Source organism: Streptomyces sp. ICC4 (assembly GCF_003287915.1).
GTDB classification, from domain to species: domain Bacteria; phylum Actinomycetota; class Actinomycetes; order Streptomycetales; family Streptomycetaceae; genus Streptomyces; species Streptomyces tritrimontium.
Window position 1 is genome coordinate 6,031,649 of the sequence record NZ_CP030286.1, and the last position, 22,663, is coordinate 6,054,311.

At 72.0% G+C, this 22,663-nt stretch carries 17 protein-coding genes and 2 pseudogenes; 8 read left to right on the forward strand and 11 right to left on the reverse strand.

Features of this window, described 5'->3' with window-relative positions; all coding sequences use genetic code 11:
* Positions 1-267 precede the first annotated feature (267 nt).
* Entirely contained in the window at positions 268-969 is a 702-nt protein-coding gene (locus DRB89_RS28140; RefSeq protein ID WP_343234519.1) for a 2-phosphosulfolactate phosphatase, read from the reverse strand.
* A gap of 102 nt (positions 970-1,071) precedes the next feature.
* Here DRB89_RS28140 and DRB89_RS28145 point away from each other — a divergent pair, with 102 nt between their 5' ends.
* The 4 genes from DRB89_RS28145 (at position 1,072) to DRB89_RS28160 (ending at position 4,331) form a co-directional block, all read left to right on the forward strand.
* Positions 1,072-1,674 carry an HD domain-containing protein gene (locus DRB89_RS28145; RefSeq protein ID WP_112448973.1) on the forward strand — a complete coding sequence of 201 codons (603 nt, stop codon included), beginning with the start codon at positions 1,072-1,074 and terminating at the stop codon, positions 1,672-1,674.
* 93 nt (positions 1,675-1,767) lie between these two features.
* Positions 1,768-2,478, forward strand: a complete 711-nt coding sequence (locus DRB89_RS28150) for a VanZ family protein (RefSeq protein ID WP_112448974.1) — start codon at positions 1,768-1,770, stop codon at positions 2,476-2,478.
* Between the two features lie 73 nt (positions 2,479-2,551).
* On the forward strand, positions 2,552-3,229 hold the full coding sequence (locus DRB89_RS28155) for a response regulator transcription factor (protein WP_112448975.1): 678 nt from the start codon (positions 2,552-2,554) through the stop codon (positions 3,227-3,229).
* Complete coding sequence (locus DRB89_RS28160) at positions 3,222-4,331, forward strand: HAMP domain-containing sensor histidine kinase (RefSeq protein WP_112448976.1); 1,110 nt, start codon at positions 3,222-3,224, stop codon at positions 4,329-4,331. Before DRB89_RS28155 ends, DRB89_RS28160 begins: the two co-directional genes overlap by 8 nt.
* Before the next feature lie 244 nt (positions 4,332-4,575).
* Here the strand turns inward: DRB89_RS28160 and DRB89_RS46395 are convergent.
* The 8 genes and pseudogenes from DRB89_RS46395 to DRB89_RS28200 form a co-directional block, all read right to left on the reverse strand.
* A pseudogene (locus DRB89_RS46395) lies at positions 4,576-5,532 on the reverse strand (chitinase); the annotation flags it as partial.
* 126 nt (positions 5,533-5,658) lie between these two features.
* A pseudogene (locus tag DRB89_RS46400) lies at positions 5,659-6,282 on the reverse strand (carbohydrate binding domain-containing protein); the annotation flags it as partial.
* Positions 6,283-6,464: 182 nt separating this feature from the next.
* Complete coding sequence (locus DRB89_RS28175; protein WP_112463463.1) at positions 6,465-7,379, reverse strand: hypothetical protein; 915 nt, start codon at positions 7,377-7,379, stop codon at positions 6,465-6,467.
* A gap of 71 nt (positions 7,380-7,450) precedes the next feature.
* Positions 7,451-8,488, reverse strand: a complete 1,038-nt coding sequence (locus tag DRB89_RS28180; protein ID WP_112453435.1) for a questin oxidase family protein — start codon at positions 8,486-8,488, stop codon at positions 7,451-7,453.
* A gap of 134 nt (positions 8,489-8,622) precedes the next feature.
* Positions 8,623-8,901 carry a hypothetical protein gene (locus DRB89_RS28185; protein WP_112448978.1) on the reverse strand — a complete coding sequence of 93 codons (279 nt, stop codon included), beginning with the start codon at positions 8,899-8,901 and terminating at the stop codon, positions 8,623-8,625.
* Positions 8,902-9,145: 244 nt separating this feature from the next.
* Positions 9,146-10,000, reverse strand: coding sequence for an NmrA family NAD(P)-binding protein (locus tag DRB89_RS28190; RefSeq protein WP_343234520.1), 855 nt, complete (start codon positions 9,998-10,000; stop codon positions 9,146-9,148).
* A gap of 300 nt (positions 10,001-10,300) precedes the next feature.
* Positions 10,301-10,669 carry a hypothetical protein gene (locus tag DRB89_RS28195; RefSeq protein WP_112450961.1) on the reverse strand — a complete coding sequence of 123 codons (369 nt, stop codon included), beginning with the start codon at positions 10,667-10,669 and terminating at the stop codon, positions 10,301-10,303.
* A 153-nt stretch (positions 10,670-10,822) separates the two neighbouring features.
* On the reverse strand, positions 10,823-12,487 hold the full coding sequence (locus DRB89_RS28200) for a peptidase M23 (protein ID WP_112450960.1): 1,665 nt from the start codon (positions 12,485-12,487) through the stop codon (positions 10,823-10,825).
* A 248-nt stretch (positions 12,488-12,735) separates the two neighbouring features.
* On the opposite strand from DRB89_RS28200, the gene DRB89_RS28205 reads away from it, so the two are divergent.
* Positions 12,736-13,809, forward strand: coding sequence for a BTAD domain-containing putative transcriptional regulator (locus DRB89_RS28205; RefSeq protein WP_112450959.1), 1,074 nt, complete (start codon positions 12,736-12,738; stop codon positions 13,807-13,809).
* 48 nt (positions 13,810-13,857) lie between these two features.
* On the opposite strand, the gene DRB89_RS28210 is transcribed toward DRB89_RS28205, so the two are convergent.
* Positions 13,858-14,877: an alpha/beta hydrolase-fold protein gene (locus DRB89_RS28210; RefSeq protein WP_112450958.1), complete on the reverse strand. Its 1,020-nt coding sequence runs from the start codon at positions 14,875-14,877 to the stop codon at positions 13,858-13,860.
* Between the two features lie 60 nt (positions 14,878-14,937).
* Positions 14,938-17,403, reverse strand: coding sequence for a penicillin acylase family protein (locus DRB89_RS28215; protein WP_112450957.1), 2,466 nt, complete (start codon positions 17,401-17,403; stop codon positions 14,938-14,940).
* A 310-nt stretch (positions 17,404-17,713) separates the two neighbouring features.
* On the opposite strand from DRB89_RS28215, the gene DRB89_RS28220 reads away from it, so the two are divergent.
* From DRB89_RS28220 to DRB89_RS28230, 3 genes are all read left to right on the forward strand, one after another.
* The gene (locus tag DRB89_RS28220; RefSeq protein WP_204358159.1) at positions 17,714-18,703 is read left to right on the forward strand and encodes an alpha/beta hydrolase family protein; all 990 of its coding nucleotides are present in this window, start codon (positions 17,714-17,716) and stop codon (positions 18,701-18,703) included.
* Between the two features lie 8 nt (positions 18,704-18,711).
* Positions 18,712-20,208: a peptidoglycan DD-metalloendopeptidase family protein gene (locus DRB89_RS28225; RefSeq protein WP_239516366.1), complete on the forward strand. Its 1,497-nt coding sequence runs from the start codon at positions 18,712-18,714 to the stop codon at positions 20,206-20,208.
* Positions 20,209-20,293: 85 nt separating this feature from the next.
* The gene (locus DRB89_RS28230) at positions 20,294-22,333 is read left to right on the forward strand and encodes a family 43 glycosylhydrolase (protein ID WP_112450955.1); all 2,040 of its coding nucleotides are present in this window, start codon (positions 20,294-20,296) and stop codon (positions 22,331-22,333) included.
* The last annotated feature ends 330 nt before the right edge of the window (positions 22,334-22,663 follow it).

A 22,663-nucleotide genomic window follows, 5' to 3' on the forward strand; every position in this document is an offset into this window, starting at 1 on the left:
GCGCGCGCTGACCCCCGGCGTCAGCCGCGAGCCGGCCCCGAAGTCCGCGACTCGGTCCGCACGGCGGCTCGGGCGCTGCATCGGCTTCGCCTGGTGTTCGGCGGAGCAGGCGAAGTCGCCGGGCCCGGGTGAGCGGCACGGGTTCCGCGGATCGGCGAGGGCAGGAAACCGGCCGGCCACGTCATGCAGTCACTCGCTCGTTCGACCCGACTCTTCTGACATGCGGGCCTCCGGTGCCGAGGCCGGGGGCCGGGGTCTCACCGGCGATCAGGCGACGGGCCGCGCAGTCAGTTCGGGCATCAGGTGTGGGCGCAGGACCATGAGCGAGCCTTCCAGGGTCGCCACCATGGCGAAGGGGAACCGGTCGACCTCCAGGCAGAGCGCGACGTCGTCGGGGTGGACTCCTTCGCGCACCCCTTGCGCCAGTTCGGCCGCGGCGCGCGACTCGGCAGCTCGGCGGAGGAACTCGGCAGCGTCCGTCTCCGCCTCGATGACCCTGCGGGCGATGTACTGGGCGCACGCCAGGTCCTCGTCCGCCTGCCCGTCCTCGCCGGTGACCACGAACGTCGCACGGTCACTCCCGCGCGTCCGCAAGAGCCGGGCCGTTGCCTCCGCCACCACGAAGCCCGCGCACAGCACGAGCGGCGCGTCCTTGACCGCGAGGGCGCCGACCGTCCCTGCCGTGGTCTTCTGCACGACGGTCCGTCCGCCGAGGTCCATGGAGCGCAGCAGGCCGGGGGAGTTGACGGCGTCGAACCCGGGCGCGGCCGGACCGTCCTTGATCGCCACCCAGTCCGGGTGGCGATCCTTGAGCGCCAAGGCCTCGTCCAGCGACTCAGCGAGAACGATCTTCTCCGCACCCCGGGCGAAGGCCCAGGCAGCCACGGTGAAAGCGCGCATGACGTCGACCACGACCGCCACGGGCGGGACTTCGACCAGATCGGAGATGCCGAGGAAACGAGCGTCCATGCCGATCATGATCGCGCATGCCCGATCCGAAACACCCGGAGAGCGATACGCGTCACATCGACGGCGCCGGTGGCGCCACCGGGTACCGGTAGCGTCACCGGGATGACCACGACGCCCTCGGACCTCCTGGCCCGTGCCCTCGACGCCCCGGGCGAGCCGCCCCTGCGCCCGCTGCCGCCCGTGGTGGCGGAACTCCTTCGTTCCCTGGCGGCCCCACCCAGGTTGGCGGCGCACCTGCGCGCGGTCCACGACGTCGCAGCCGAACTGGTCGACTGGGTACGGGCCCGCTACCCGGCTCTGCCCGTCGACCGCGACGCTGTCCTCTTCGGCGCGGCGACCCACGACGTGGGCAAGACCTTGCACCCCGAGGAGCTCGCCGGGCCCGGCTCGGCACACGAGGCCGCCGGCCGCGGCCTGCTCCTGGCCCATGGCTTCGCGCCGGCCCTCGCCCGGTTCGCCGCCAGCCACGCGAGCTGGGACGGACCGGCCGTAACCATCGAAGACCTGCTCGTCAGCACGGCCGACAAGGTGTGGAAGGACAAGCGCGTACCCGACCTTGAGGACAGGCTCGTTCGGGTGCTGGCCGGGGCGGCGGGGCGGGAGCCGTGGGAGGAGTACCTCGCGCTCGACGACCTGCTCGCGCGCCTCGGCGCGGACGCCGCCGGTCGCCTGGCCTTTCAGGCGGCGTTCCCGGTCCACCCGTGACCCGTCGTGTCGCTCGAAGCCGGGGTCCGTGTATCGCGGGCGTACCGAAAATCGGATACGCCGCCACAACGGCCCTTCGTCTTCAATGGGGGCATGAACCACGACGCATCCCTGTCGGCACCGCCCCGCCGCCCGCGCGGGATCGTGCTCCTCAGCCTGGCGGTCCTCGGCGGCATGGCGGGCGCCGCGTTCCTCGTGCGGCGGCCGCTCATGATGTCCGCTCCGGTGTGCGTGTCAGGGCGGTGGCACGGCTGCTTCGACACGTTCAACGGCGTGGTGCTCATGACGTTGGTCGCGCTGCCGTTGGCCGCCCTCGTGGTGTGGGCTCTGGCTCGCGTGCGGCGTGCCGCCGGGGGCCGCGCATCGGCGTGGCGGATGTCGCTGGCCGAGGTCGGCATGGTCCACGGGACCGTGCCGTGGATATGGATGACCATGATGCCGGGCGCCGGGGCCGGCATCGTCCCCGGCCGGGTGAGCCTGGTACCGCTGCGGGACCTGGTCACGATGGGGCCGATCGGGATCATCGGCAACCTGCTGGTCTTCGCGGCGCTGGGGTTCTTCGCCCCGATCCGGTTCGCGGCGCTGGCGTCCGTGCCGCGGATCCTGCTGCTCGGGGCGGGCTGCTCGGTCCTGGTCGAGGTCGCGCAGTACGTCTTGTGGCTGGACCGGGTGTCCTCCGTGGACGACGTACTGGTCAACGCGGCCGGCGCCGCGCTGGCCGCACTGGCGTCGCGCCGCTGGTGGCGCACCGCGGCGCGGGCGCCGTCGGACCGGCCCCGCCCCGCGCTGGCCCCGACGGGCTGAGCCGGGCCGGGTGCCGGGTGTGCCCGCGGCTTTCGATACGTCGGCGATACGGTGCGCTGTTTAGGCTTCGGGCATGCGCGTACTGATCGTGGAGGACGAGCCCTACCTGGCCGAGGCGGTCCGTGACGGACTGCGGCTGGAGGCGATCGCCGCCGACATCGCCGGCGACGGCGACTCCGCCCTGGAGCTGCTCGGCGTCAACTCCTACGACCTCGCGGTCCTCGACCGCGACATCCCCGGCCCCTCGGGTGACGAGGTGGCCCGGCGCATCGTCGCCTCCGGCAGCGGGATCCCGATCCTCATGCTCACCGCCGCCGACCGGATCGACGACAAGGCCTCCGGGTTCGGGCTGGGCGCCGACGACTACCTCACCAAACCGTTCGAGCTGCGGGAGCTCGTCCTGCGGCTGCGGGCGCTCGACCGCCGACGCGTGTACGCCCGGCCCCCGGTCCGCGAGATCGCGGGTCTGCGGCTCGACCCCTTCCGCCGGGAGGTCTTCCGCGACGGACGGTACGTCGCGCTCACCCGCAAGCAGTTCGCCGTGCTGGAAGTCCTCGTCGCCGCCGAGGGCGGGGTCGTCAGCGCCGAGGAGCTGCTGGAACGGGCCTGGGACGAGAACGTCGACCCCCTCACCAACGCCGTGCGCATCACCGTCTCCGCCCTGCGCAAACGGCTCGGCGCACCCTGGGTCATCGCCACGGTGCCCGGCGTCGGCTACCGGATCGACACGGGCGGGGCCACGGGTGCGTAGACGCGCGGGGCTCAGCGCCCGACTGAAACTCACCCTCAGCTACGTCGGATTCCTGCTCCTCGCCAGCACCCTCCTGCTGGCCGTGGTGTGGGTGTTCCTGCTGCGGTACGTGCCCGACAACTCCCAGGGCCTTCTCGGGATCTCGCCCAACCGCTACCTGCTCCTGCACACCTTCGCCCCGGCCGCGGCCGCGGCGCTGGCCTGCCTGCTCGTGTTCGGCCTCCTGGGGGGATGGGTCCTCGCCGGCCGGATGCTCGCACCACTCACGCAGATCACGGATGCGGCGCGAAGGGCCGGAAGCGGGTCCCTGTCGCACAGGATCCGCATGCAGGGTCGCCAGGACGAATTCCGTGAACTCGCCGACGCGTTCGACTCGATGCTCGACCAACTCGAGTCCCACGTCGCCGAACAGCGGAGGTTCGCCGCGAACGCCTCCCACGAGCTGCGCACCCCGCTGGCCATCTCGCGGGCGCTCCTCGACGTCGCCCGCAAGGACCCCGCGCGGGACCGGGGCGAACTCATCGAACGCCTGCACACCGTCAACACGCGGGCGATCGACCTCACCGAGGCCCTCCTGCTGCTCAGCCGCGGCGACGGCGGAAGCTTCCGCCGCGAGAGCGTCGACCTCTCCCTCCTCGCCGAGGAAGCCGCCGAAACGCTGCTGCCGCTCGCCGAACAGCGCCTGATCACGCTCGACGTCACCGGTGGGGCGGCCCCGGCCGGCGGCTCGGCCGAGCTCCTGCTGCGGATGGTGACGAACCTCGTCCAGAACGCCGTCGTCCACAACCTCCCCGCCGGCGGCACCGTGACGGTCCGCACCGGGGCGGACGGCGACACGAGCGTGCTGAGCGTCGAGAACACGGGCCGTCGGCTCCCACCGGAGCTGGTGGCGACCCTCACGGAGCCCTTCCAGCGCGGAACGGAACGCGTACGCACCGACGAGCACGCCGGTGTCGGCCTCGGACTGGCCATCGTCCACAGCATCGTCCGGGCCCACGGCGGGACCCTCGCCCTCGCTCCCCGCCCCGCGGGCGGTCTCCTCGTCACGGTCCGGCTCCCCGTCGACGGGAAACAGCGGATCCCCGCCGATACCGCGGGGTGACTCCCCGGTATCGGCTCGGGCTCCGCGCGGCGTGCCGGCTGCTGCCACACTCGGCCGCTGACATGGCAGGGCAGGTGATCCCCGTGGCCGCCGCGCTTGCGGGAGTCGCCCTCACTCTCCAGGTCCACGCCCATGGGCTACCCGCACCCCGGGCTCGGATCCGGGTGGCGTGCCGGTCGGTGACCGGACTCCGTCCGGCGCGCTGCACCGGGGCGCGGGAAGTCAGACGGGGATCAGCGGGTCGTCAACGGCCCTGTAGGGACTTGACGTTGTCGCCGAAGGTCCAGCCCTTCGAGCCGTCCCAGTTGATCGACCACGTCATCAGCCCCTTCAGCGCACCGCCGAAGGCGTTCCACGACTGGCTGACCAGGCTCGGAGCCATGTAACCGCCACCGGCACCGGGCTGGGCCGGCAGGCCGGGCACCTGCTTGTCGTACGGCACCTTGATGGTGGTGCCCTGGATGGTCAGGCCGTTGTTCAGGCACGTGGTCTGGGCGGTGAAGCCCTGCACGGTGCCCGCCTGGTAGGAGTCACCGGAGCAGCCGTACATGCTGCCGTTGTAGTACTGCATGTTCAGCCACCACAGTCGGCCGTTGTCGGCGTACTTCTTGATGATCGGCAGGTAGGAGCCCCAGATGGACCCGTAGGTGACGCTGCCGCCGGTGACGTACGCGGTCTCGGGCGCCATCGTCAGGCCGAAGCCCGCGGGCATCTGGGCCAGCACGCCGTCGATGATGCGCACCAGGTTGGCCTGGGAGGCGGACAGCGTGTTGATGTTGCCGCTTCCGGTCAGGCCGGTCTCGATGTCGATGTCGATCCCGTCGAAGTTGTACTTCTTGAGGATCGGGACGACGGTCGCCACGAACTTGTCGGCGACGGTGCTCGAGTTCAGGTCGATGCCCGCGGTGGCGCCGCCGATCGACATCAGGATCGTCGCCCCGGCCGCCTTGGCCTGGCACATCTCGGCGGGGGTCGAGACCTTGACGGTGGCGTCCATGCCGTCCTGCCACAGGACGGTGCCGTCCGAGAGGATCACCGGGAAGGCCGCGTTGATGACGTTGTAGCCGTGCGCGGCGATGCGGCTGTCCGTGATGGGGACCCAGCCCATGCCGGGGTGGACGCCGTTGGAGGCGCCGTCCCAGTTCTCCCAGTAGCCCTGCAGGACCTTGCCCGACGGCTTGGGCTTCGTGGGGCAGGTCTCGCCCGGCGGAGGCGTGGTCGGCGGCGCGGTCGTGGGCGGGGTGACGGTCGGCGTGGGGGTGCCGCCGGGGCCGGCGAGCGACACGTCGTCCGCGTGGTACGCGGGCTGCCCGTACCAGCCGTGCAGGTAGACGGTCACCGAGGTGGTGTTCGGGCCGGTGGTGAAGTTGACGCTGAGCTGGCTGTACGACGGGCTGTTCGGCGTCCAGGTGGACGGCGTACCGGTGATGCCGGTGCCGGTGGCGCCCAGGTAGACGTAGCTGCCCTGGACGTACGCGCTCAGCGTGTACGGGGAGTTGGGCTGCACGCTGATGGTCTGGGTGCACTGGGCATTGTCCTGGCCGGCCGGCGTGGCCTTGAGCGCGGAGGCGCCGGAGCGGACCGGGCTGCTGACGGCCGCGCCAGAGCCGCCGGAGCAGGTCCAGGCGGAGAGTCCGTTCTCGAATCCGGAGTTGGCCACCAGGTTGGCGGTGGCGGCCCCGGCCGTGACGGATCCTGCCGCGGCGATGCCGGCGCCGATGACGGCGGTGGCGATCGCCCCGGCGAGGGAGCGGCCCAGGACGGTGGTTCCGCGCTTGCCGCGGCCGGTCCGGTACACCTGCGCTATGCGTTCCACGATCGCTCTTTGCGGGCGTGGACGCGGACTACGTGCCTTCCGACGGAACATGGTGTGCTCCCTTTCCCGCCGAGCGCCATGGACAGGACCGGCGCGTGGGGGCGTGACGCCCGGCTCTGGGTGAGGTGGGGACATGTGGGGCTGTGCCGGACCGGATCGTAGGAGGGACGGGGAGGCTGGTCAATAGGTCTGGACCAATAGCGAGAAATGCGGCCCCCGTCGGGTGGATCCCGCAGCTTGCTCCGCTCCGCTCCGCTCTGGCGCCGGGGCCGGGGGCGGAGGCGGGGAGCGGAGGCGCGAAGGGGGTGCGCCGCGTCTCACCTCTCGGGGCTGGTGAGCTTCTCGGCCTTCCTGGCCGCCTCCCGCACCCGCGCCTTCGCCTGCTCGGCCGCTCGCCCGGCCTCCCGGTGGCCGGCCACCGCATCCGCGCCGGCGGCCCGCGCCGCCTCCAGCCGCTCCCCCGCTGCCCGTACGTCTTCCTCGGCCGCCTCCACGACCGCGGCCGCGCGGTCCGCCAACTCCTGCGCGGCGGACCGCGCCGCCTCCAGGCGCTCCGCCTCCGCCCTGGCCCCGGCCAACTCCGCCCGGGCCGCCTCCGCACGCTCACGGCGTACCGCCTCCGCACGCTCACGGCGTACCGCCCCCGCTCGGCCGTCGTCCGCATCCGGTCGCGGGGGCCGTACCCGCTCCGCCGCGGCTCCGGCCGGCCGGGCGGCCTGCTCCCGCCGCGCGAGAGCGGCTGCGGGCAGCGGTTCCAGGCCGGCGAAGCCCGAGACGGCGTCCGGGGCCTTCGCCAGCCGGCCCGCCGCCCACCGCTCGGCAACGCCGGCATCCGCGAGGACCGCGTGGAGGATCTGCTCGACCTCGTACAGCACCGGCCCGCTCACCGGCTGCCCGGCCTCGGCGGCCAGCGCACGCGCCGTACGGGCGAGCTCGCCGATCACCACGTGCTGATCATGCGACAGCTTCCGCAACTCCCCCGCGTCCAGGGTCCGGTGCGCACTGCGGAGCGCCTCGCCGAGTTGGACGAGGCCGCGCGCCTCCTCCGGCCGCCGACGGGCCAGCAGCCCGGCCGTCCACACCGCGACCGTCGGTTTCCGCAACGCCGCGATCAGGGCCGCGAGCTGCTTGTCGCCAGCCTCGCGGGCCTGGGCCGCGTACGCGTCGCGGGCCGCGGTGAACTCCGCCGGCCGCAGCCCGTACAACTCCACCGCCACCGATTCCACGTCCATGCCCGGAAGTCTCCCGCCCGCGCGCCGACCCATCCGGCACCTCAGGGCGCACCGCGCGTCGGTTCAGCGCATTAGCGTCTCGGAGCCGTGAGTTCGATGGCGCGGAGCGCTGCGGCGAACGCTTGCCCGTCGGCCACGTCCATCGCGGTGTCGGCCAGTTTGATGACGTGCTCATCGCCGTGGGCGAGGGCGCGTTCGAGGACCTCGTCGGCGGTGACGCGCCCCGGCGACGCGTAGGGGATCGGGGCGTGCGTGGCGTACATCGCGGTCACCGCAGCGGAGGCCGTCCACGCCGCGTGCAGGCTCGGGACCCAGAGGGTGCGCGGCAGGGCGGGAAGGGTGCGCAGCACGGCGTTGGGTGCCGTCGCCGCGTGGACCAGCATGGTCTCCTCGCCGTGGCCGTGGGTGGCGTAGCGGTGGGTCGCGGCGCGCACCAGCTCTGCCAGCTTCCGTCGCGCCTCGTCGGGGTCGGACACCTCCGCCGCCCAGGCCGGCAGCCGGTCGACGCGGGCCAGCCTGTCGGGGAAACCGCCTCGGGGGTCCCTGATCGGCGGGACCGCGGCCAGGGCTTGGCCGGCGTCGGCGCCGTCGGCGACGCCGGCGGCATCGGGGAGCCCGGTGATCCCGGAGAGCGGGCGGTGCCTGGCGGCCCAGTAGCCGAGCCCATGGGCGAGTTCGGTGACGCGCGGCGCGCTCTCCCCGCCCTCCATGAGGGTGCGCACCGCGTGGCCCACCCGGATCACGGGGTGGGTGGACCCTCCGTACATCCCGGGCAGCAGCCGTGGCCACCACAGCGCCAGGAGCTGCCTCCAAGGGTGGTCGGCGAGCTCTCGTGAGAAGTACGCGATCCAGTCGGCTGCCCGGCTCGGGTCCCCCAGCGCGGTGTGCCGGTCGGCCTCCGCGATGGGAGCCACGGGGGCGGGGAACTCCTCGAGCTTCGTCTCGTAGAGGTCCAACCAGCGGTGCACGGCGCCCGGCTGCCCGCGCGAGGCGAGCGTCTCGACCACCATCGGGGCGTGATTGGTGAGCCTGCCCAGCCGTTCGGGGCCGGAGGCGTGCAGCCGTTCCAGCGCTTCGTCGAGTACGCCGCTTTCGTCGTGCGTGTCCATGCCGAGCACGCTAGCGCCGTGGCGCGGTTTCCCCATCGGGCCCTGGTCGGATCTCCGCTCCGACCAGGGCCTACGACCAAAGTCCCACCGACCGTCACCGCGCGGTCCGGCGCGACGGTTGGCCCGTGCGGCTGTCAGATGCTCGTGAGATCCACCCACACCCACGGTTCGTGGTGCCACGAGCGCACTGCGCCGACCACCAGTTCAACGGTCGCTCCCACCGGCGGGAGGTCCCGCGCCAGCATCCTCACTCCTGGCTCGCCGCCACGGCGGATGGTGTCGAGTGAGGCGCCGACCGGCTCGTAGTCGGTCAGCTGCGCCGTGATGCCCCACGGCTGGTGGCTCGTGACGGTCGCTCGGACGGGATCGCCCGGGTGGAGCTCGCTGAGGGGACGCTTCGGATTGTCTGGCATGTCAGCATCTTCTCTCATCCCTCCACGGGCGCCGTGGGAAGCAGTCGCTCCGCGAAGTGCGCCACCGGGCGTGCGGTGGCCTAAGGGCTGTCCCGTAATCCCCGGTGGATCAGCGCGCGGCGTCAGATGCGGTGCATCGCAAGGCGGAGGAGCGTCCGCATACTGGGCGTATCCGGGCGTTCCGACAACGCGGCGAGGCGCCGTAGCTGTCGTCGTGCGCCCGCCGGGGATTACGGGACAGCCCTTAGCCGCCGAAGTGGGCGCGGTGTTCGTGGAGGAAGGCGTCGACGGTGCGGGGCGGGCGGCCGAGGATGTCAGTGACGGTGGTGGTGGGGGTTTCGGGTCGGGTGACGGCGAGTTGCTGGATCTCCGTCACGTGGTCGGCGAGCCAGGCGGGCATGTGGGCGTCGCGGACGAGGTGGGCGCGCAGTTCGTCCGGGGTGAGGTTGACGTGGCGGATCCGGTTGCCGGTCAGGGCGGTCAGTCGCGAGGCGAGTTCGGGGTACGAGACGGCTTCGGGGCCGGTCAGGGTGTAGGTGCCGCCCGCGACGTCGGGCCTGGTGAGGGCGGCGGCGGCGACATCGCCTATGTCCCGGCAGTCGACGTGGTTGCAGGGTGCGTCGCCCGTCGTGCCGAGGATGACGCCCTGGGCGACGGTGGGGGCCAGGCGCAGGAGGTTCTGCGTGAACGCGTAGGGGCGCAGGATGGTGTGGGTGAGGCCGGCGGCGCGCAGGTGTTCCTCGATGGCGTGGTGTCCGCGGGAGACGGCGACCGGGGAGTCGGGCTCGGCGGCGGGTGCGGAGATCTTGACGATGTGTCCGATGCCGGCGCGGGCGGCCGTGTCGATGACGCGGGTTTCGAGTTCGACCTGTACGGGGCTGTTGGCCATGGCGAGGAAGAGCTGGTCGGCGCCATTGAAGGCGGTACGCAGGGAGTGGGGGTCAGTGGCATCGGCGTACTGGACCTCGACGGGCGGTCGGTGTACGCCGCCCAGGCCGGGGATCGCGATGTGCGGGGTGCGGGTCAGCGCGCGAACGGGGGCACCGAGCGCGAGGAGGCTGTGGAGCAGGGCGTTCCCGGTCGCTCCGGTCGCTCCCATGACGACGATCATCGTGTGCTCATTCCTTTGGTGGCCTGGCCTCCCGGCGGCTGATGCCGGCGGGGTGGGCTCGGTCGGGCTTGGACTCGTGGGGGCCCCGGTCATGTCCCCGTCTCTTATACCCATCTGACGGTGCCGACGACCTACGCTGGCTCGACCCCTGTCGTCCTCGCACCTCCCTCCTGCTCGGTCAGCCCGCGAACCCGGACCGGTTGCGCCATCCCGCCTCCCCACGCTGATTGGAGAACTCCTTTCCAACCAGCACCACGAGCAACCCGGCGAACCTTCCCGGTCACAGCACTAGGCGGACCTGCGGCGCAGAACGCGGCGGACCCCGTAGACGACCACGATCAGGACGATGACGACGACCGCGATGATCACGATCTTCTTGAGGAGCCCGCCGCTCCTCTTGCTCTTCTTCGACTTCTTCTTCTTGCCTTCGGCGACGACCTGGACCGGGGAGGACGCCGACGTACCGAGGGCGGCCGTCGATCCGGTGCCCCCGGCGGGCAGCGCGCCCGGCGCGAGCGCCGCCGTCGCGGCCGGCGCCTGGCGGACGGCCGGCACGGCCGCTGCCGCGGCGGTCGCCGCGGGGCCCAGCAGCAGCCCGGCGACCACGAGGAGCGGCAAGAGCGCCGAAGTCGCCGACGGTACCGGGAACCTCTTCACAACACGGTCCTTCTTCACTGTTTCCCCTGTCCTGCGATGTCCCGACCGAATCCGGTGGAGTCCGGCCGGCGGGGGCCTCAGAGCATCGTCGGCGACTTCGCCCGCCCCGGCAAGGAGAGTGCCGCGGGCCCGACAGGATTCGAAAGAGGCGGCCTAGTTCACCGCGGGGCCGCCGTCGTTGAGCCAGGCCCAGTCCGACCACGTGGCGAAGCCGGTCTGCCACTTGTGGTAAACGCCGGCGTGGCTGGTGGCGAACACCTCGATGCGGCCGTCGGCGTTGTTGCCCGCGGCGATCTCGGTGCCGCCGCCACCGAAGGTCGCCCACTCGGAGAACGCCGCGTTCGGGCGGGTCTGCCAGGCGTGGCCCGCCGCGTTGGCGTTGATCGCGTACACCTCGACCCGGCCGTCGGCCGACCGCGAGACCGTCAGTTCGGCGTTGGAGATCCCGCCCATGCCGGCCCAGTCCGACCATGAGCCGGGGCCGGTCTGCCAGCGGTGGAACACGCCGTTGGCGTTGGACGCGAACACCTCGAGCCTGCCGTCCTGGTTGTAGCCGGCGGCCAGGTCGTGACCGCCGCCGCCGAAGTTCTCCCAGGCGGACCAGCCGCCGTTGACCCCGGTCTGGTAGAGGTGCTCGAAGGTCGAGTCCGACAGCGCGAAGACCTCGAGACGCCCGTCGGGCGCGGTCTCCACGGCGAGCCGCGAGTTCGCCGGTCCGCCGCCGACGCCCTCCCAGTTGGCCCAGCCGCCGCTGGGCGCGGTCTGCCAGCGGTGGAACACCCCGGTGGCGTTGGAGGCGAACACCTCGATGCGGCCGTCGGCGTTGTTGCCCGCGGCCAGTCGGTACCCGCCGCCGCCGAAGTTCCCCCAGGCCGACCAGCTCCCGCCGGGTGCGGTCTGCCACATGTGGTCGAAGGTGCTGTCCGACAGGGCGAACACCTCCAGCCGGCCGTCCGCGTTCGCCGCCACGGCCAACTGCGCGTTGCGCGGCCCCCCTTCGAACCGCCACTGCGACCAGCCGCCGTTCACCGCGGTCTGCCACGCGTGGTAGACGCCGTCGGCGCCGGCGGCGAAGGCCTCGAGCCGGCCGTCCGCGGACCGCCCGGTCGTCACCCGGCCCGAGGCGTACGGGTGCTTGGGGCCCGTGGCGCCCGTGCCGGACCACAGCGCGTTGGCGATGAGCATCGCGTCGTCCGCCTCGACGGCGTACAGGCCGCGCAGGTCCTCCCTCGGCCGCTGAACGTTCCAGCACACCTCGCCGATCGCCTCGTTGTTCCACGAGCCGCCGGGATACATCCGTTCCACCTCGTCGAAGAAGGCGTTGGTGGCGTAGGCCGGGTTCAGCCGCTCCTCCCGGCTGCCCCACCAGTCCTGCTGCTGGAACAGCCCGAGGCTGGTGTAGTCGACGGCCTGGGCGTAGTTGTTGAGGCTGGACTCCACGATGACCGTGGCGATGGCGATGGTCGCGGCCCGCTGGTTGAGCCCCCGGTCCTTCACCGCCTGGGTCACCATCCGGGCGCAGGACACCTTGTAGGCGTTCATGTAGCCGGCCATCTTCGCCTGCAACTGCGGGTTGAGCTGGTCGGCCAGGATGCCGTCGGTGGCCGACGGGCCGGCCGGATCGCACGGCACGGTCGGAATGGCGAAGCCCTGCGGGCCGCTGAAGTACCGGGCGACGCCGGAGCGGTCGCCGCCCGGGCCCGGAACGGGTGCGGGTGCGGCGGAGGCGGCCGAGGCCGTCATTCCGACGACCAGAGCCCATGTGCCGGCCGACAAGGCCAGTCTGGTGAACATGCGGCGTAAACCGGATATCGCCATCGTGTTCCCTTCTGTCGTGAAGTGGCGTGCGCACGATCCGCTCGGTGTCCGGCCGCCGTTCGCGGCGGCTGACCTGCGCGGGACGAATCGGGGCACCGGCCGGAGGAGTCCGGGCACACAGAGTTCACCGGGCACCGTCGCCCGTGTCACTCCGGATCGTTCCGGATGCCTTGCCCGGCGCTCCCGGCACTACCTTGTCCACCGCATCGGCCGGACCGGCCGAGCAGCCTGGAGCCCGGGGAGCAGTGATGACGACGACCGCCACCACCCGCCGGCCAACCGCCGCCGCCCTCGTGCAGGGGGAGCGCAAGGTGCTCCACGCGATCGGCTGCGGCCTGCGGGACGACGAGATCGCGGCCGCCCTCGCCATGCCCGAGGAGGCCGTCGCCGGACACCTCGCGCGGATCCTCGTGAAGCTCGGGCTGCGCGACCGGGCCGCGGCCATCGTCCACGCCTTCGACTGCGGCCTCGTGGTCCCCGGCAGCGGCCCCCGTACGAGGGCGGCGGACCCGGCGCCGCGGACCGCCGCCGGCCGGGCGTCCGGACCGAAGGTGGAGATCTCCCTGCTCGGACCGGTGCGGGCACGGCAGGACGGGCGGCCCCTGAAGCTGGGGCACCTGCGCCAGCAGGCCGTACTGGCGGCGCTGGCGCTGTGCGCGGGACGGACGGCCAGCCGGCAGGAACTGCTCGACGGGGTATGGGGGACGGAGCCGCCCGTCACGAACGTGGTGCCGGTGTACGTCTACCGGCTGCGCAAGTCCCTGCACGCCGGGGACGGCCGCCCGGACCCGGTGATCGAGCACGACCGCTGCGGCTACCGGCTGGTCTCCGGCGCGGTCGACGTGGACGTGGCGCGCATGGAGCGACTGGCCGCCCGCGCGGAGGCCGCCGACCGGGCGGATGAGCCGGAGGAGGTGGTCCGTCTGTGCTCCCGGGCGCTGGACCTCTTTCGCGGGGAGCCCTTGGCCGGACTGCCCGGGCCCCTCGCCGAGCTGGAGCGGCTGCGGCTCACCGAGCTCAGGATCACCGTCGCGCAGCGGATGTCGCAGGGGCAGCTGCGGCTGGGCCGGCACTCCGAGGCGGTCACCGGGCTGTTCGCCCTGTCCGCGGCCCACCCCCTGCACGAGCCGGTGGCGGCGATGCTGATGCGCGCGCTGTACCGCGGCGGCCGGCAGGCCGACGCGCTGACCGTGTTCGAGCGCGCCCGCCGCCGTCTGGACGACGACCTCGGCGTCTCTCCCGGCCGCCTGCTGCGGCGGACCCGGCAGATGGTCCTGCTCGGGGACGATGCCGGACTCGAACCGGCCCGCGACGCACGGTGACCGGGCCGGTGCCGGGTTACGGCCCGGCCCGGCCCGGTCACCGCGCGATCAGGCGGCGAAGGACCTCTCCAGACGGGGGATCAGGTCCCGGAGGTCCTCTTCCCAGCAGCCGGCGTTGTGGCCGCCGTTGCACAGGGTGCCCCAACCGGCACCGTCGCCGTAGTCGACGTAGTAGTAGGGCATGCCCAGGGCGTCCATGCTGGCCTTGACGTGCTTGGACGCGCTCTCGACCCAGAACTCCAGGTCGGTGACGTCTCCGCGCCCGTTGCCGACGTAGATGGACACCCCGACCCCCGCGAGCTTGTTCATGTGCGCGGAGGGGTTCACCTCGTTGAACCGCCAGTCGGCGTTGAACACCGGGTAGGGCGAGCCGAACACGGCGTCACTGTCCACGCTGGGCGCGTAGCCGACGAGGGAGGCGACGACGGCCATCCGCAGGTCCATGGACCTGACCGACAGGTCGATGTCCCCCGACAGGGACGCGGTCTGGCTGAACAGGTCCGGGCGGACCTGGGCGTAGTGCAGGGCCCCGAACCCGCCCATGGAGACGCCGGCGACCGCCCTGGCCTTCTTGGCGGCGATGGTCCGCAGGTTCGCGTCGATGAACGGAATCACCTGCTTGAGGTGGAAGTTCTCCCAGTTCTGGACACCGGCCGCGGTCCGCTGGTTGAGCCAGTTGGCGTACCAGCCGCGGGCGCCGCCGTCCGGGATGACCGTGATCATCTCGGTGGAGGTGGTCAGCGCCGGATAGTTCTGCTGGATCGGATCGTCGGGCGAACCGTGCAGGAAGTACAGCACCGGGTAGCGCCGGGTCGGGTCGGCGTGGTAGCCGCTCGGCAGGATGATCTTGATGTGGTGCTTGCCCGCGACCTCGGGTGTGGTCACGGTGATGTAGAAGTTGGTGGGGCCGCCCACCGCCGTGTCGACCTGGGTCAGGCCGAACCCGTCCGCCATCCTCGGCGGCGCGGTGTCGTCGGCGGCCTGTGCCGAACCGGCCGGCACCGCCATTCCCACCACGGCGGCCATCAAGGCCACCACCATGCGCCACCGGCTTGTCTTCCTCATCACAGCATGCTCCCTCGTGAGCCTTGTCGTTGCGCGGTTGCGAGACCGATCGGGGGACCGGTCTCAGTTCAGGACCTTGACCTCCAATGCCGGTGAGGCCGCGATCTGCTCCTCCGTGAACCGTTCGGTCACCCACTGGCCCGCCGAGAACAACTTGGTCTGATCCGCGTAGTGCGGCGAATTGGGGTTGGCCGACTGGGAGTAGGCCAGCACGGAGGAGGTCTGCGGCGGACCCTCGGCGGTGAAGCGCACCACCTGGATGAAGCTGGACCCGAAGGTGATGTCCATCTTTCCGTCGATCGAGCCGGGGGTGATCACGTTCAGCACGCCCATCTCGTGGACGGCCCCGTGGATCGGGATCTGCTCACCGCCCCGCGTGATCTTCTGGACGTCCGACAACGGCGCGTTCAGCGGAATTCCCGCGTTGCGCAGGGCGATGACCGCCCGGCCGAGCGCGTCGCGGACGGCGGAACTTCCGGAGTCCAGCGAGTTGGGCGTGTGCACCGGGTCGTTGGGGTCGAACGGAACCCGCCACGGCAGCTTCTCGATCGACTGACCGCCGACCAGGGAGTACCAGTAGTTCTCGAACAGCCAGGACCCTCGGCTGTCCGCCGTGAAGTCGTGGCTCTTCCAGGCGGCCAGGATCGGGCAGGCCTCGCTCACGTTGACCAGCTGGCCGTCCACCAGGATGAGCCCGAAGAGCAGGCTCCGGCACATCGTCACCGTGGCGTCGAGGGCCAGATCGGCGGCCCGGCTGTTGTCGGCGAACAGCAACTGCCGCATGTTCTCCGGCGTGAACCCCCGGCCGGGCAGGCCGTCGGTGCCGTTGATCCGCTTCTGCGCGGTCTGGATCAGCTCCTGGGTGCGCAGCGACCGGGGCGTCCGCGTGTCGCCCATCACCCGCGGGAAGAACAGCGGCTGCTCGGGGTTGGCCAGCCAGGCGCTGTCGTTGGCGTTGCCCACGAAGTCCTTGCGGATCAGCCGCGGCTGCTTGCGCGGGTCCAGCAGTCCCGGCGCGACCGCGTTCGGGTCGTCGGGCCAGTCGCACGCGCTGCGCTTGCCGTCGAAGATGGAGACCGGCGGTACGTTCGGCAGCCGCAGCACCTGGTTGAACAGCGCCTGGCCGGTCAGGGTCAGGCACGACTGGGCGTGCTCGTCGGTGATGTTCGGGGTGGCCTGGATGTCCGCGTACAGCGCGTTGCCCTTGCGGTCGGAGGCGACGGTGTTGAAGAAGGGGACGCCCTGCGTGGTCTCCAAGGTGTTCACCACCTCGTTGACGTCCTTGGCCTGGTCGAGGTGGAACCAGGTGTTCAGCGCCCGCAGATTGTCCATGTTCACGTCGCGCACCGCGTGCGCGCTGACCACCCAGGGCAGTCCCACGGTCAGCACCTGTGTGGTGATCGGGCCGTAACGGGTGGCCCACAACGTCCTGTTGACCCTGCCGATGGAACCGTCCGCGTTCAGCACGTCGACACCGACCTGCTGTGAGGTCATCGCCTGCCAGGCGCCGTCGACCAGGTAGTTGGTCGGGTTCAGCAGATCGACCTGTACGTCGAACAGTCCGAAGGGAGCCACCGTGGCGACGGTGTGGCTCCAGGCGACGTCGTCGTTGTGCCCGATGTTCACCGCGGGGAAGCCGAGCAGGCTGGCCCCGGAGACATTGATCTTTCCCGGGATCGTCAGCTGGCTCTGCCACATCCGGTTCTTGCCCTGCCAGGGGAAGTGCGGGTTCGCGAGCAGCATGCTGGTGCCCCCGGACACTCCCTGGGAACCGACCGCCAGCGCGTTGCTGCCCATGCTCTGCTGACGGTTGACCGCCAGCGCGTCGCGGATCTTCGTCGCGGTCTCCGCGGGCGAGGAGGCCGGCGGAGCGGCGGCGGCCGAAGCCCCCGGGGGCGCGGCGTTGACCTGACCGTCGAGCAGTACGTCGGCGCTGCCCATGATGATCTCGGCGTGCGCGTGCCGGTAGACGTCCAGCTCCGTGATCGGCCGCACCCAGGCCTTGCCGCGGCAGGCCGGGTCGGTGATGTTGTCGGCGCCCGTCTCGGCCAGGTAGCGGTTGTATCCCTGGACGTAGCCGCGAATGGCCTCCTTCACCTCCGGCTCCGGCCCGTTGGGCGCGGGCAGGTCGATCAGCCGCTCCACCACCCGGTTGTCGTTCATCCGTTGGAAGTAGATGTCGCTGTTGAGATTGCTGGTGGTGTTCTGGTGCTCGCCGGGGCTCGCCCTGCCGTCGGGCCCCAGGAAGCGGGACCTCTGGGCGTTGACCATCAGATAGGTGTCGGCCAAGGTGCAGATGTTGTCCTTGGCGGCGGCGTACCCGTAGCCCGTGCCCAGCCCCTCCCAGTTCGAGGCGATGATGTGCGGGATCCCGTATTCGGTGTAGCGGATCGTCGGCTTGTCCGGTGCCGATGCCTGTGGCGATGCCTGTGCCGGAGCCTGTGATCCGGTGGCCGCCAACGTGCTCATGACCGCGACCGCGGCCGTGAGCACCATCGGCAGCCTCGCTGTGAATCTCCACCGCGCCATCGAGCCGTCCTTCCCCTGTGGTCCAGGCCCGTGCCCGAACGGGGCCACGCTAGGGAGGAGCGATGAAATCCCGGTGACACCCCCGCGGCCCCGGCGGTGCCACCCGCGGTGCCTCCCACCGCCTAGCCGACGCGCGCTCGCCTGTCAGTCCGGAATCTTCCGGGGTCTGCGGGCCCGCGGAGCGTTGCTACCTTCCAGATCGTCCGTGCGGCCCGCTCTCTCCAGAAGGCCGGCACGGCGCACGACGCGGCGCGACGGGGGATTCCGCTGCGCCCGGACGCATCGTCAGGCTCCCGACCAGGAGGACACATTGAGCGCGCAGAACCCCACCCGCAGGAGCATCCTCAAAACGGCCGGAGGCATCTCCGCCGCCATGGCCATGGGAGGTGCGGGAGTCCTCGCCGGCGCGTCGACCGCCTCCGCCGTCGGTGACGGCCACGGCCTGCGCATCGTCGAGCGCTGGGAGGACGACCCCCGCATGCGGTACTACCGGTTCCAGACGAACGCGATCGGCTGGACCCCCGCCGTCAACGTGCTCCTCCCCGACGACTACCACTGGAGCGGACGCACCTACCCCGTGGTCTACCTCCTCCACGGCGGCGGTACGGGGCAGGACTTCATCACGTTCGACCGCGAGCGGATCAAGGACTGGACCGCGGGCAAGCCGATCATCGCCGTGATGCCGGACGGCGGCCACGCGGGCTGGTACTCCAACCCCGTGAGCTCCAACGTCGGTCCGCGCAACTGGGAGGATTTCCACATCCACCAGCTGATCCCGTGGATCGACGCGAACTTCCGCACGTTCGCGGAGTACGACGGCCGTGCCGTGTCCGGTTTCTCGATGGGCGGCTTCGGCGCGCTGAAGTACGCCGCCAAGTACTGGGGCCACTTCGCCTCGGTGAGCGCCCACTCCGGCCCGGCGAGCCTGCGCAGGGACAACGGCCTCGTGGCCCACTGGGCCAACGCCTCCTCCGCGGCCCTGGACCTGAACGGCGGGACCATCTACGGGGCGCCGTTCTGGGACGAGGCCCGGGTGACCGCGGACAACCCGGTGCAGCGGATCGAGAGCTACCGCAACAAGCGGGTCTTCCTCGTCGCGGGCACCAGCCCCCAGCCGCTCGACTGGTTCGACTCCATCAACGAGCGCCAAGTGCTAGCCACACAGCGCGAGTTCCGCGCCGTCCTCGGCAATGCGGGGATCCCGCACGAGTGGTACGAGCTGCCCGGCGGGCACTTCATCCGCCACGACATGCTGGACCGCGACATCAACGGCATCATCGACCGGCTGCGCAAGGCGTGAACGGCCCGTTGAGCCGCGTACTCGCGGCGACGGCCGTCCTCCTGTCGGCGCTGTCGGCGCTGGCAGCCTCGGGGCCGGCCGAGGCCCGGACCGCCGATCTCACCGCGGCCTGTCCCACCACCGGACCCGTGTCCCAGCACTACCACAGCGGCCACAACGGCGTCGACATCGCGGCCGGCCTCGGGACACCGATCTACGCCGTGGGTGACGGAGTGGTGACCATCTCCGGATACATCGGGGACTACGGCCAGTGGATCCGCATCCTGCACCCCGACGGGAGGATCTCCGAGTACGGGCACATGTCCAGGCGCGACGTCTTCGAGGGCGACCACGTCGTGGCCGGCCAGCAGATCGCCCTGGTGGGCGCCGAGGGCACCAACGTCGACGGCCCCCACCTCCATCTGCGGATCTGGGGGGACCAGTCCGCCTCCTACGGCATCGACCCCGAGGCCTACCTCGCGGAGCGCGGCATCGTGCTGCCCTGCACCCCCGGCAGCGGTCCGCGTCCCAAGCCGCTGGAGTATCCGGCGGAGTCGGGCCGGGTGGTGTCGGCGCGGTCGGCGGACGGACGCCTCGAGGTGTTCGCCGCCGGCGCCGACGGCGTGCAGCACGCCTGGCAGCAGGAAGCGAACGGCAACTGGTCGGCCTGGGAGCAGCTGGGCGGGCCGGGCAACGCCGAACTGGCGATCGCACCCAATGCCGACGGCCGCCTGGAAATGTTCGCCCTGTCCGGCAACACCTTCCAGCACCGCTGGCAGCTCTCTCCCTCCGGCGGCTGGTCGAACTGGGAGACCTTCGGCGGCGGCGGGCACGACACGGCGGCCGGGGTGAACGCCGACGGCCGCATGGAGGTCTTCGCCTCCAACCCGTCCGGCCTCTTCCACCGGTACCAGGTCGCCCCCAACGGCGGCTGGTCGGACTGGGAGTCCACCGGCGGAGGCCCCGCCAACGGCCGGGTGGAGATGGAGAAGTCGCCCGACGGCCGGCTCGAGGTGTTCGCCCTGTCCGGCGACACCTTCCAGCACAAGTACCAGACGGCCCCCAACGGCGGCTGGTCGAACTGGGACGCCTTCGGAGGCGGCGGCCACGACCTCACCGTCGACCACAACGCCGACGGCCGCCTGGAGGTCTTCGCCTCCGGTCCGCGCGGGGTGTTCCACAAGTACCAGTCGAGTCCCACCGCTTGGTCGGAATGGGAGCCGACCGGGGGGCCCGTCGACTCGCAGCTCACCAGCACGCGCACGGCGGACGGGCGGATCGAGGTCTTCGCCATGAACGGCAGTACGGCCATGCACACCTGGCAGACCGCCGTCAACGCGCCCTACGAAGACTGGTCCGTCTTCGGGGGCGGCGGCACCGAAGTCACGGCGGCCGTGAACGCCGACGGACGGATCGAGGTCTTCGGGACCAGCCGCGCGGGGACCTACCACCGATGGCAGACCGGCTTCTCCAGCTGGTCCGACTGGATCTGGCTCAACAACACCGCCGGCCCCGGCCTCGACTGACCCTCCTGCGACCGCCCCCACCCGACCCGTGGTCGGCCGAGCCCGCAGAGGCCCGGCCGACCACGAGGCATCCCTGGAGAGACCCATGCTTCCGATCAGCAGACGGAACCTGTTGCGGGGCGCCGCCGGGGCGGGCGCGCTCCCGCTCCTGGGTGCCGGCCCGGCCGCGGCCCGGGCCGCCGACACCGTGCCGCCCCCTCGGTGGGTCGGCGCGGGACCCTTCACGTACGTCTACGACCCCTCCACCTCGGAGGGTCCGCGCTATCTCAACGACCACACGCTGATCAAGGCCCGGGACCGCTGGCACCTGTTCAGCATCGTCGGGCGCAGCGCGCCGCGCGGCGAATCCCCGGACAGCACGGGGGAGACCTCCTTCGCCCATGCCTCCGCGCCGAGCCCGAACGGGCCGTGGACCACCCACGCCGACGCGCTCACCGTCGATCCGTCCCACTTCGGCGAGGAGCACCTGTGGGCGCCCCACGTCGTAGCCGCCGGCGGCAGGTTCTGGATGTTCTACGCCGCCGGCGGCGAGAGCGGCGCCGCGATCAGTCTCGCCACCTCGACCGACCTGTTCACCTGGACGCGCGAGCCCTCCGGGCCGCTCTTCCGCGGGTTCGTGGCGCGTGACCCGATGGTGCTGCGGGTCGGCGGCGAGTGGGTCATGTACTACACGGAACTCTCCGGTCCGGGCGGCCACCACGTCGTGGCCTGCCGTCGGTCCGTCGATCTGGTGCACTGGAGCGAGCCGGCCGTCGTGTTCACCGACACGACCACGGAGACGACCGTCTCGGTCACCGAGTCGCCGTACGTCGTGGAGCGCGACGGCTGGTACTACCTGTTCATCGGACCGCGGGGCGGCTACGAGGGCACGGACGTGCTGGCGTCCCGGGACCCGTTCCGCTTCGACCTCGTCGGCTACGCGGGCCACGTGGCCGGTCACGCCGTGGAAGTGGTCTCCGACGGGGACGCCTGGTACGCGAGCGCCGCGGGCTGGTTCCGGGGCGGGCTGCACGTGGCGCCCCTCGAGTGGCGGGACACACCGCCGCCGTGGCAGAGCGCGGAGAACCCGGTGGCCTCCCTCGACGTCGTCGGCCGCCTCACGGTGTTCGCGCTCGACGCCTCCGACCGCTCGATGCTGCGGCGCGTCCAGCTCGACCCGGACACCGACACCTGGTCGCCGTGGGAGACGTTCGGAGGGCCGGCCGGCGCCGTTCCCACGCTCGGCCGCAACGCCCTCGGCGGGCTGGAGGTCTTCTCGCTCGCCCCGGAGGGCGCCAACCTGCACCACCGGGTGCAGCGGCCGGACGGCGGCTGGTACGACTGGGAGGAGTTCGGCGGCCCGGCCGGCGCCGCACCCGCCGTCGCCCGCGACGCCGACGGCCGGCTGGAGGTGTTCGCGCTGAGCCCCGGCGGCGCCTCCGTCGCCCGGCGACGCCAAGCGGCACCCGGATCCCTGGCCTGGGACCCGTGGGAGACCGGCTTCGGCGGGGCCGCGGGCGCGCCGCCGGTGGTCGCGGCGAACGCCGACGGCCGCCTCGAGGTGTTCGTCCTCGCGCCCGGCGGCGCCGCGATCGACCACCGGTGGCAGGAGACCCCGGGCGGTGCCTGGACCTCCGCCTGGCACCGCTTCGGCACCGCGGCCGGCGCCGCACCGCGGGTGGCCGGGGACGGCAGCGGCCGGCTCACCGTTGCCGCGATCGGACCCTCGGGCATGGGAACCTTCCGCCGGCGGCAGTCCGTGCCCAGCGGGGGCTGGGACGAGTGGCTGCCGATGTTCGACTGGAGCGCCGCCGCCCCCGCGTTCGCCGCCAACGCGGACGGCCGCCTCGAGGCGTTCTCGCTGACGCCCGGTGGCGCCCGGCTCAGCCACCGCTGGCAGACCACCCCGGGCGGAAGCTGGGATTCCGCACGGGAGTTCGGCGAGCCCGGCATCAGGCTCGCCGCCACGCCCTCGGCCGCGCTCGACGCCACCGGGCGCACGCACGTCTTCGCCGTCACCACCGAGGGCCGGGTGCGCACCCGGGTCCAGGACCGGCCGAGCGGCGGGTGGCGGCCGTGGACCGCCTTCGGCGACCGCGCGGTCGCACCCGTCGTATCGGGCCGTCCCACTGGACGGCCGGGCTGAGCCCGGAGTGCGGATCCCGCCACCTGAAAGAGGGAAACGGGCGGTCCGACGGCTCCGTGATCCCCCGGACACGGTGACGTTCCCCACCTCCGCCGGTGCGCAGCGGGGCGTCCGCGACCGGGGCGCGGGGGCCGATCCCGCGCGGGGAGCCGCGGCGCCGGTACGCCGTCCACCCGCGGCGCGGCACGACAACTTCCGCCGATCCGCTCGGCAGAGAGTCGAAAACAACCCCAAACCACCACCGCCGCCACAGAGTCGAGGTGACCCGGGACACAGCGCGAGCCGCCCTCGCGGAGAGGGCCGGCGACCTTCTCGGCAAGGGACTTCGGG

What these genes read in the sequence shown, in the direction of transcription:
- DRB89_RS28140 (WP_343234519.1), bottom strand. Translation starts at nt 969, where the DNA reads ATGGACGCTCGTTTCCTCGGCATCTCCGATCTGGTCGAAGTCCCGCCC.
- DRB89_RS28145 (WP_112448973.1), top strand. Translation starts at nt 1,072, where the DNA reads ATGACCACGACGCCCTCGGACCTCCTGGCCCGTGCCCTCGACGCCCCG.
- DRB89_RS28150 (WP_112448974.1), top strand. Translation starts at nt 1,768, where the DNA reads ATGAACCACGACGCATCCCTGTCGGCACCGCCCCGCCGCCCGCGCGGG.
- DRB89_RS28155 (WP_112448975.1), top strand. Translation starts at nt 2,552, where the DNA reads ATGCGCGTACTGATCGTGGAGGACGAGCCCTACCTGGCCGAGGCGGTC.
- DRB89_RS28175 (WP_112463463.1), bottom strand. Translation starts at nt 7,379, where the DNA reads ATGGACGTGGAATCGGTGGCGGTGGAGTTGTACGGGCTGCGGCCGGCG.
- DRB89_RS28180 (WP_112453435.1), bottom strand. Translation starts at nt 8,488, where the DNA reads ATGGACACGCACGACGAAAGCGGCGTACTCGACGAAGCGCTGGAACGG.
- DRB89_RS28185 (WP_112448978.1), bottom strand. Translation starts at nt 8,901, where the DNA reads ATGCCAGACAATCCGAAGCGTCCCCTCAGCGAGCTCCACCCGGGCGAT.
- DRB89_RS28190 (WP_343234520.1), bottom strand. Translation starts at nt 10,000, where the DNA reads ATGGGAGCGACCGGAGCGACCGGGAACGCCCTGCTCCACAGCCTCCTC.
- DRB89_RS28200 (WP_112450960.1), bottom strand. Translation starts at nt 12,487, where the DNA reads ATGGCGATATCCGGTTTACGCCGCATGTTCACCAGACTGGCCTTGTCG.
- DRB89_RS28205 (WP_112450959.1), top strand. Translation starts at nt 12,736, where the DNA reads ATGACGACGACCGCCACCACCCGCCGGCCAACCGCCGCCGCCCTCGTG.
- DRB89_RS28215 (WP_112450957.1), bottom strand. Translation starts at nt 17,403, where the DNA reads ATGGCGCGGTGGAGATTCACAGCGAGGCTGCCGATGGTGCTCACGGCC.
- DRB89_RS28230 (WP_112450955.1), top strand. Translation starts at nt 20,294, where the DNA reads ATGCTTCCGATCAGCAGACGGAACCTGTTGCGGGGCGCCGCCGGGGCG.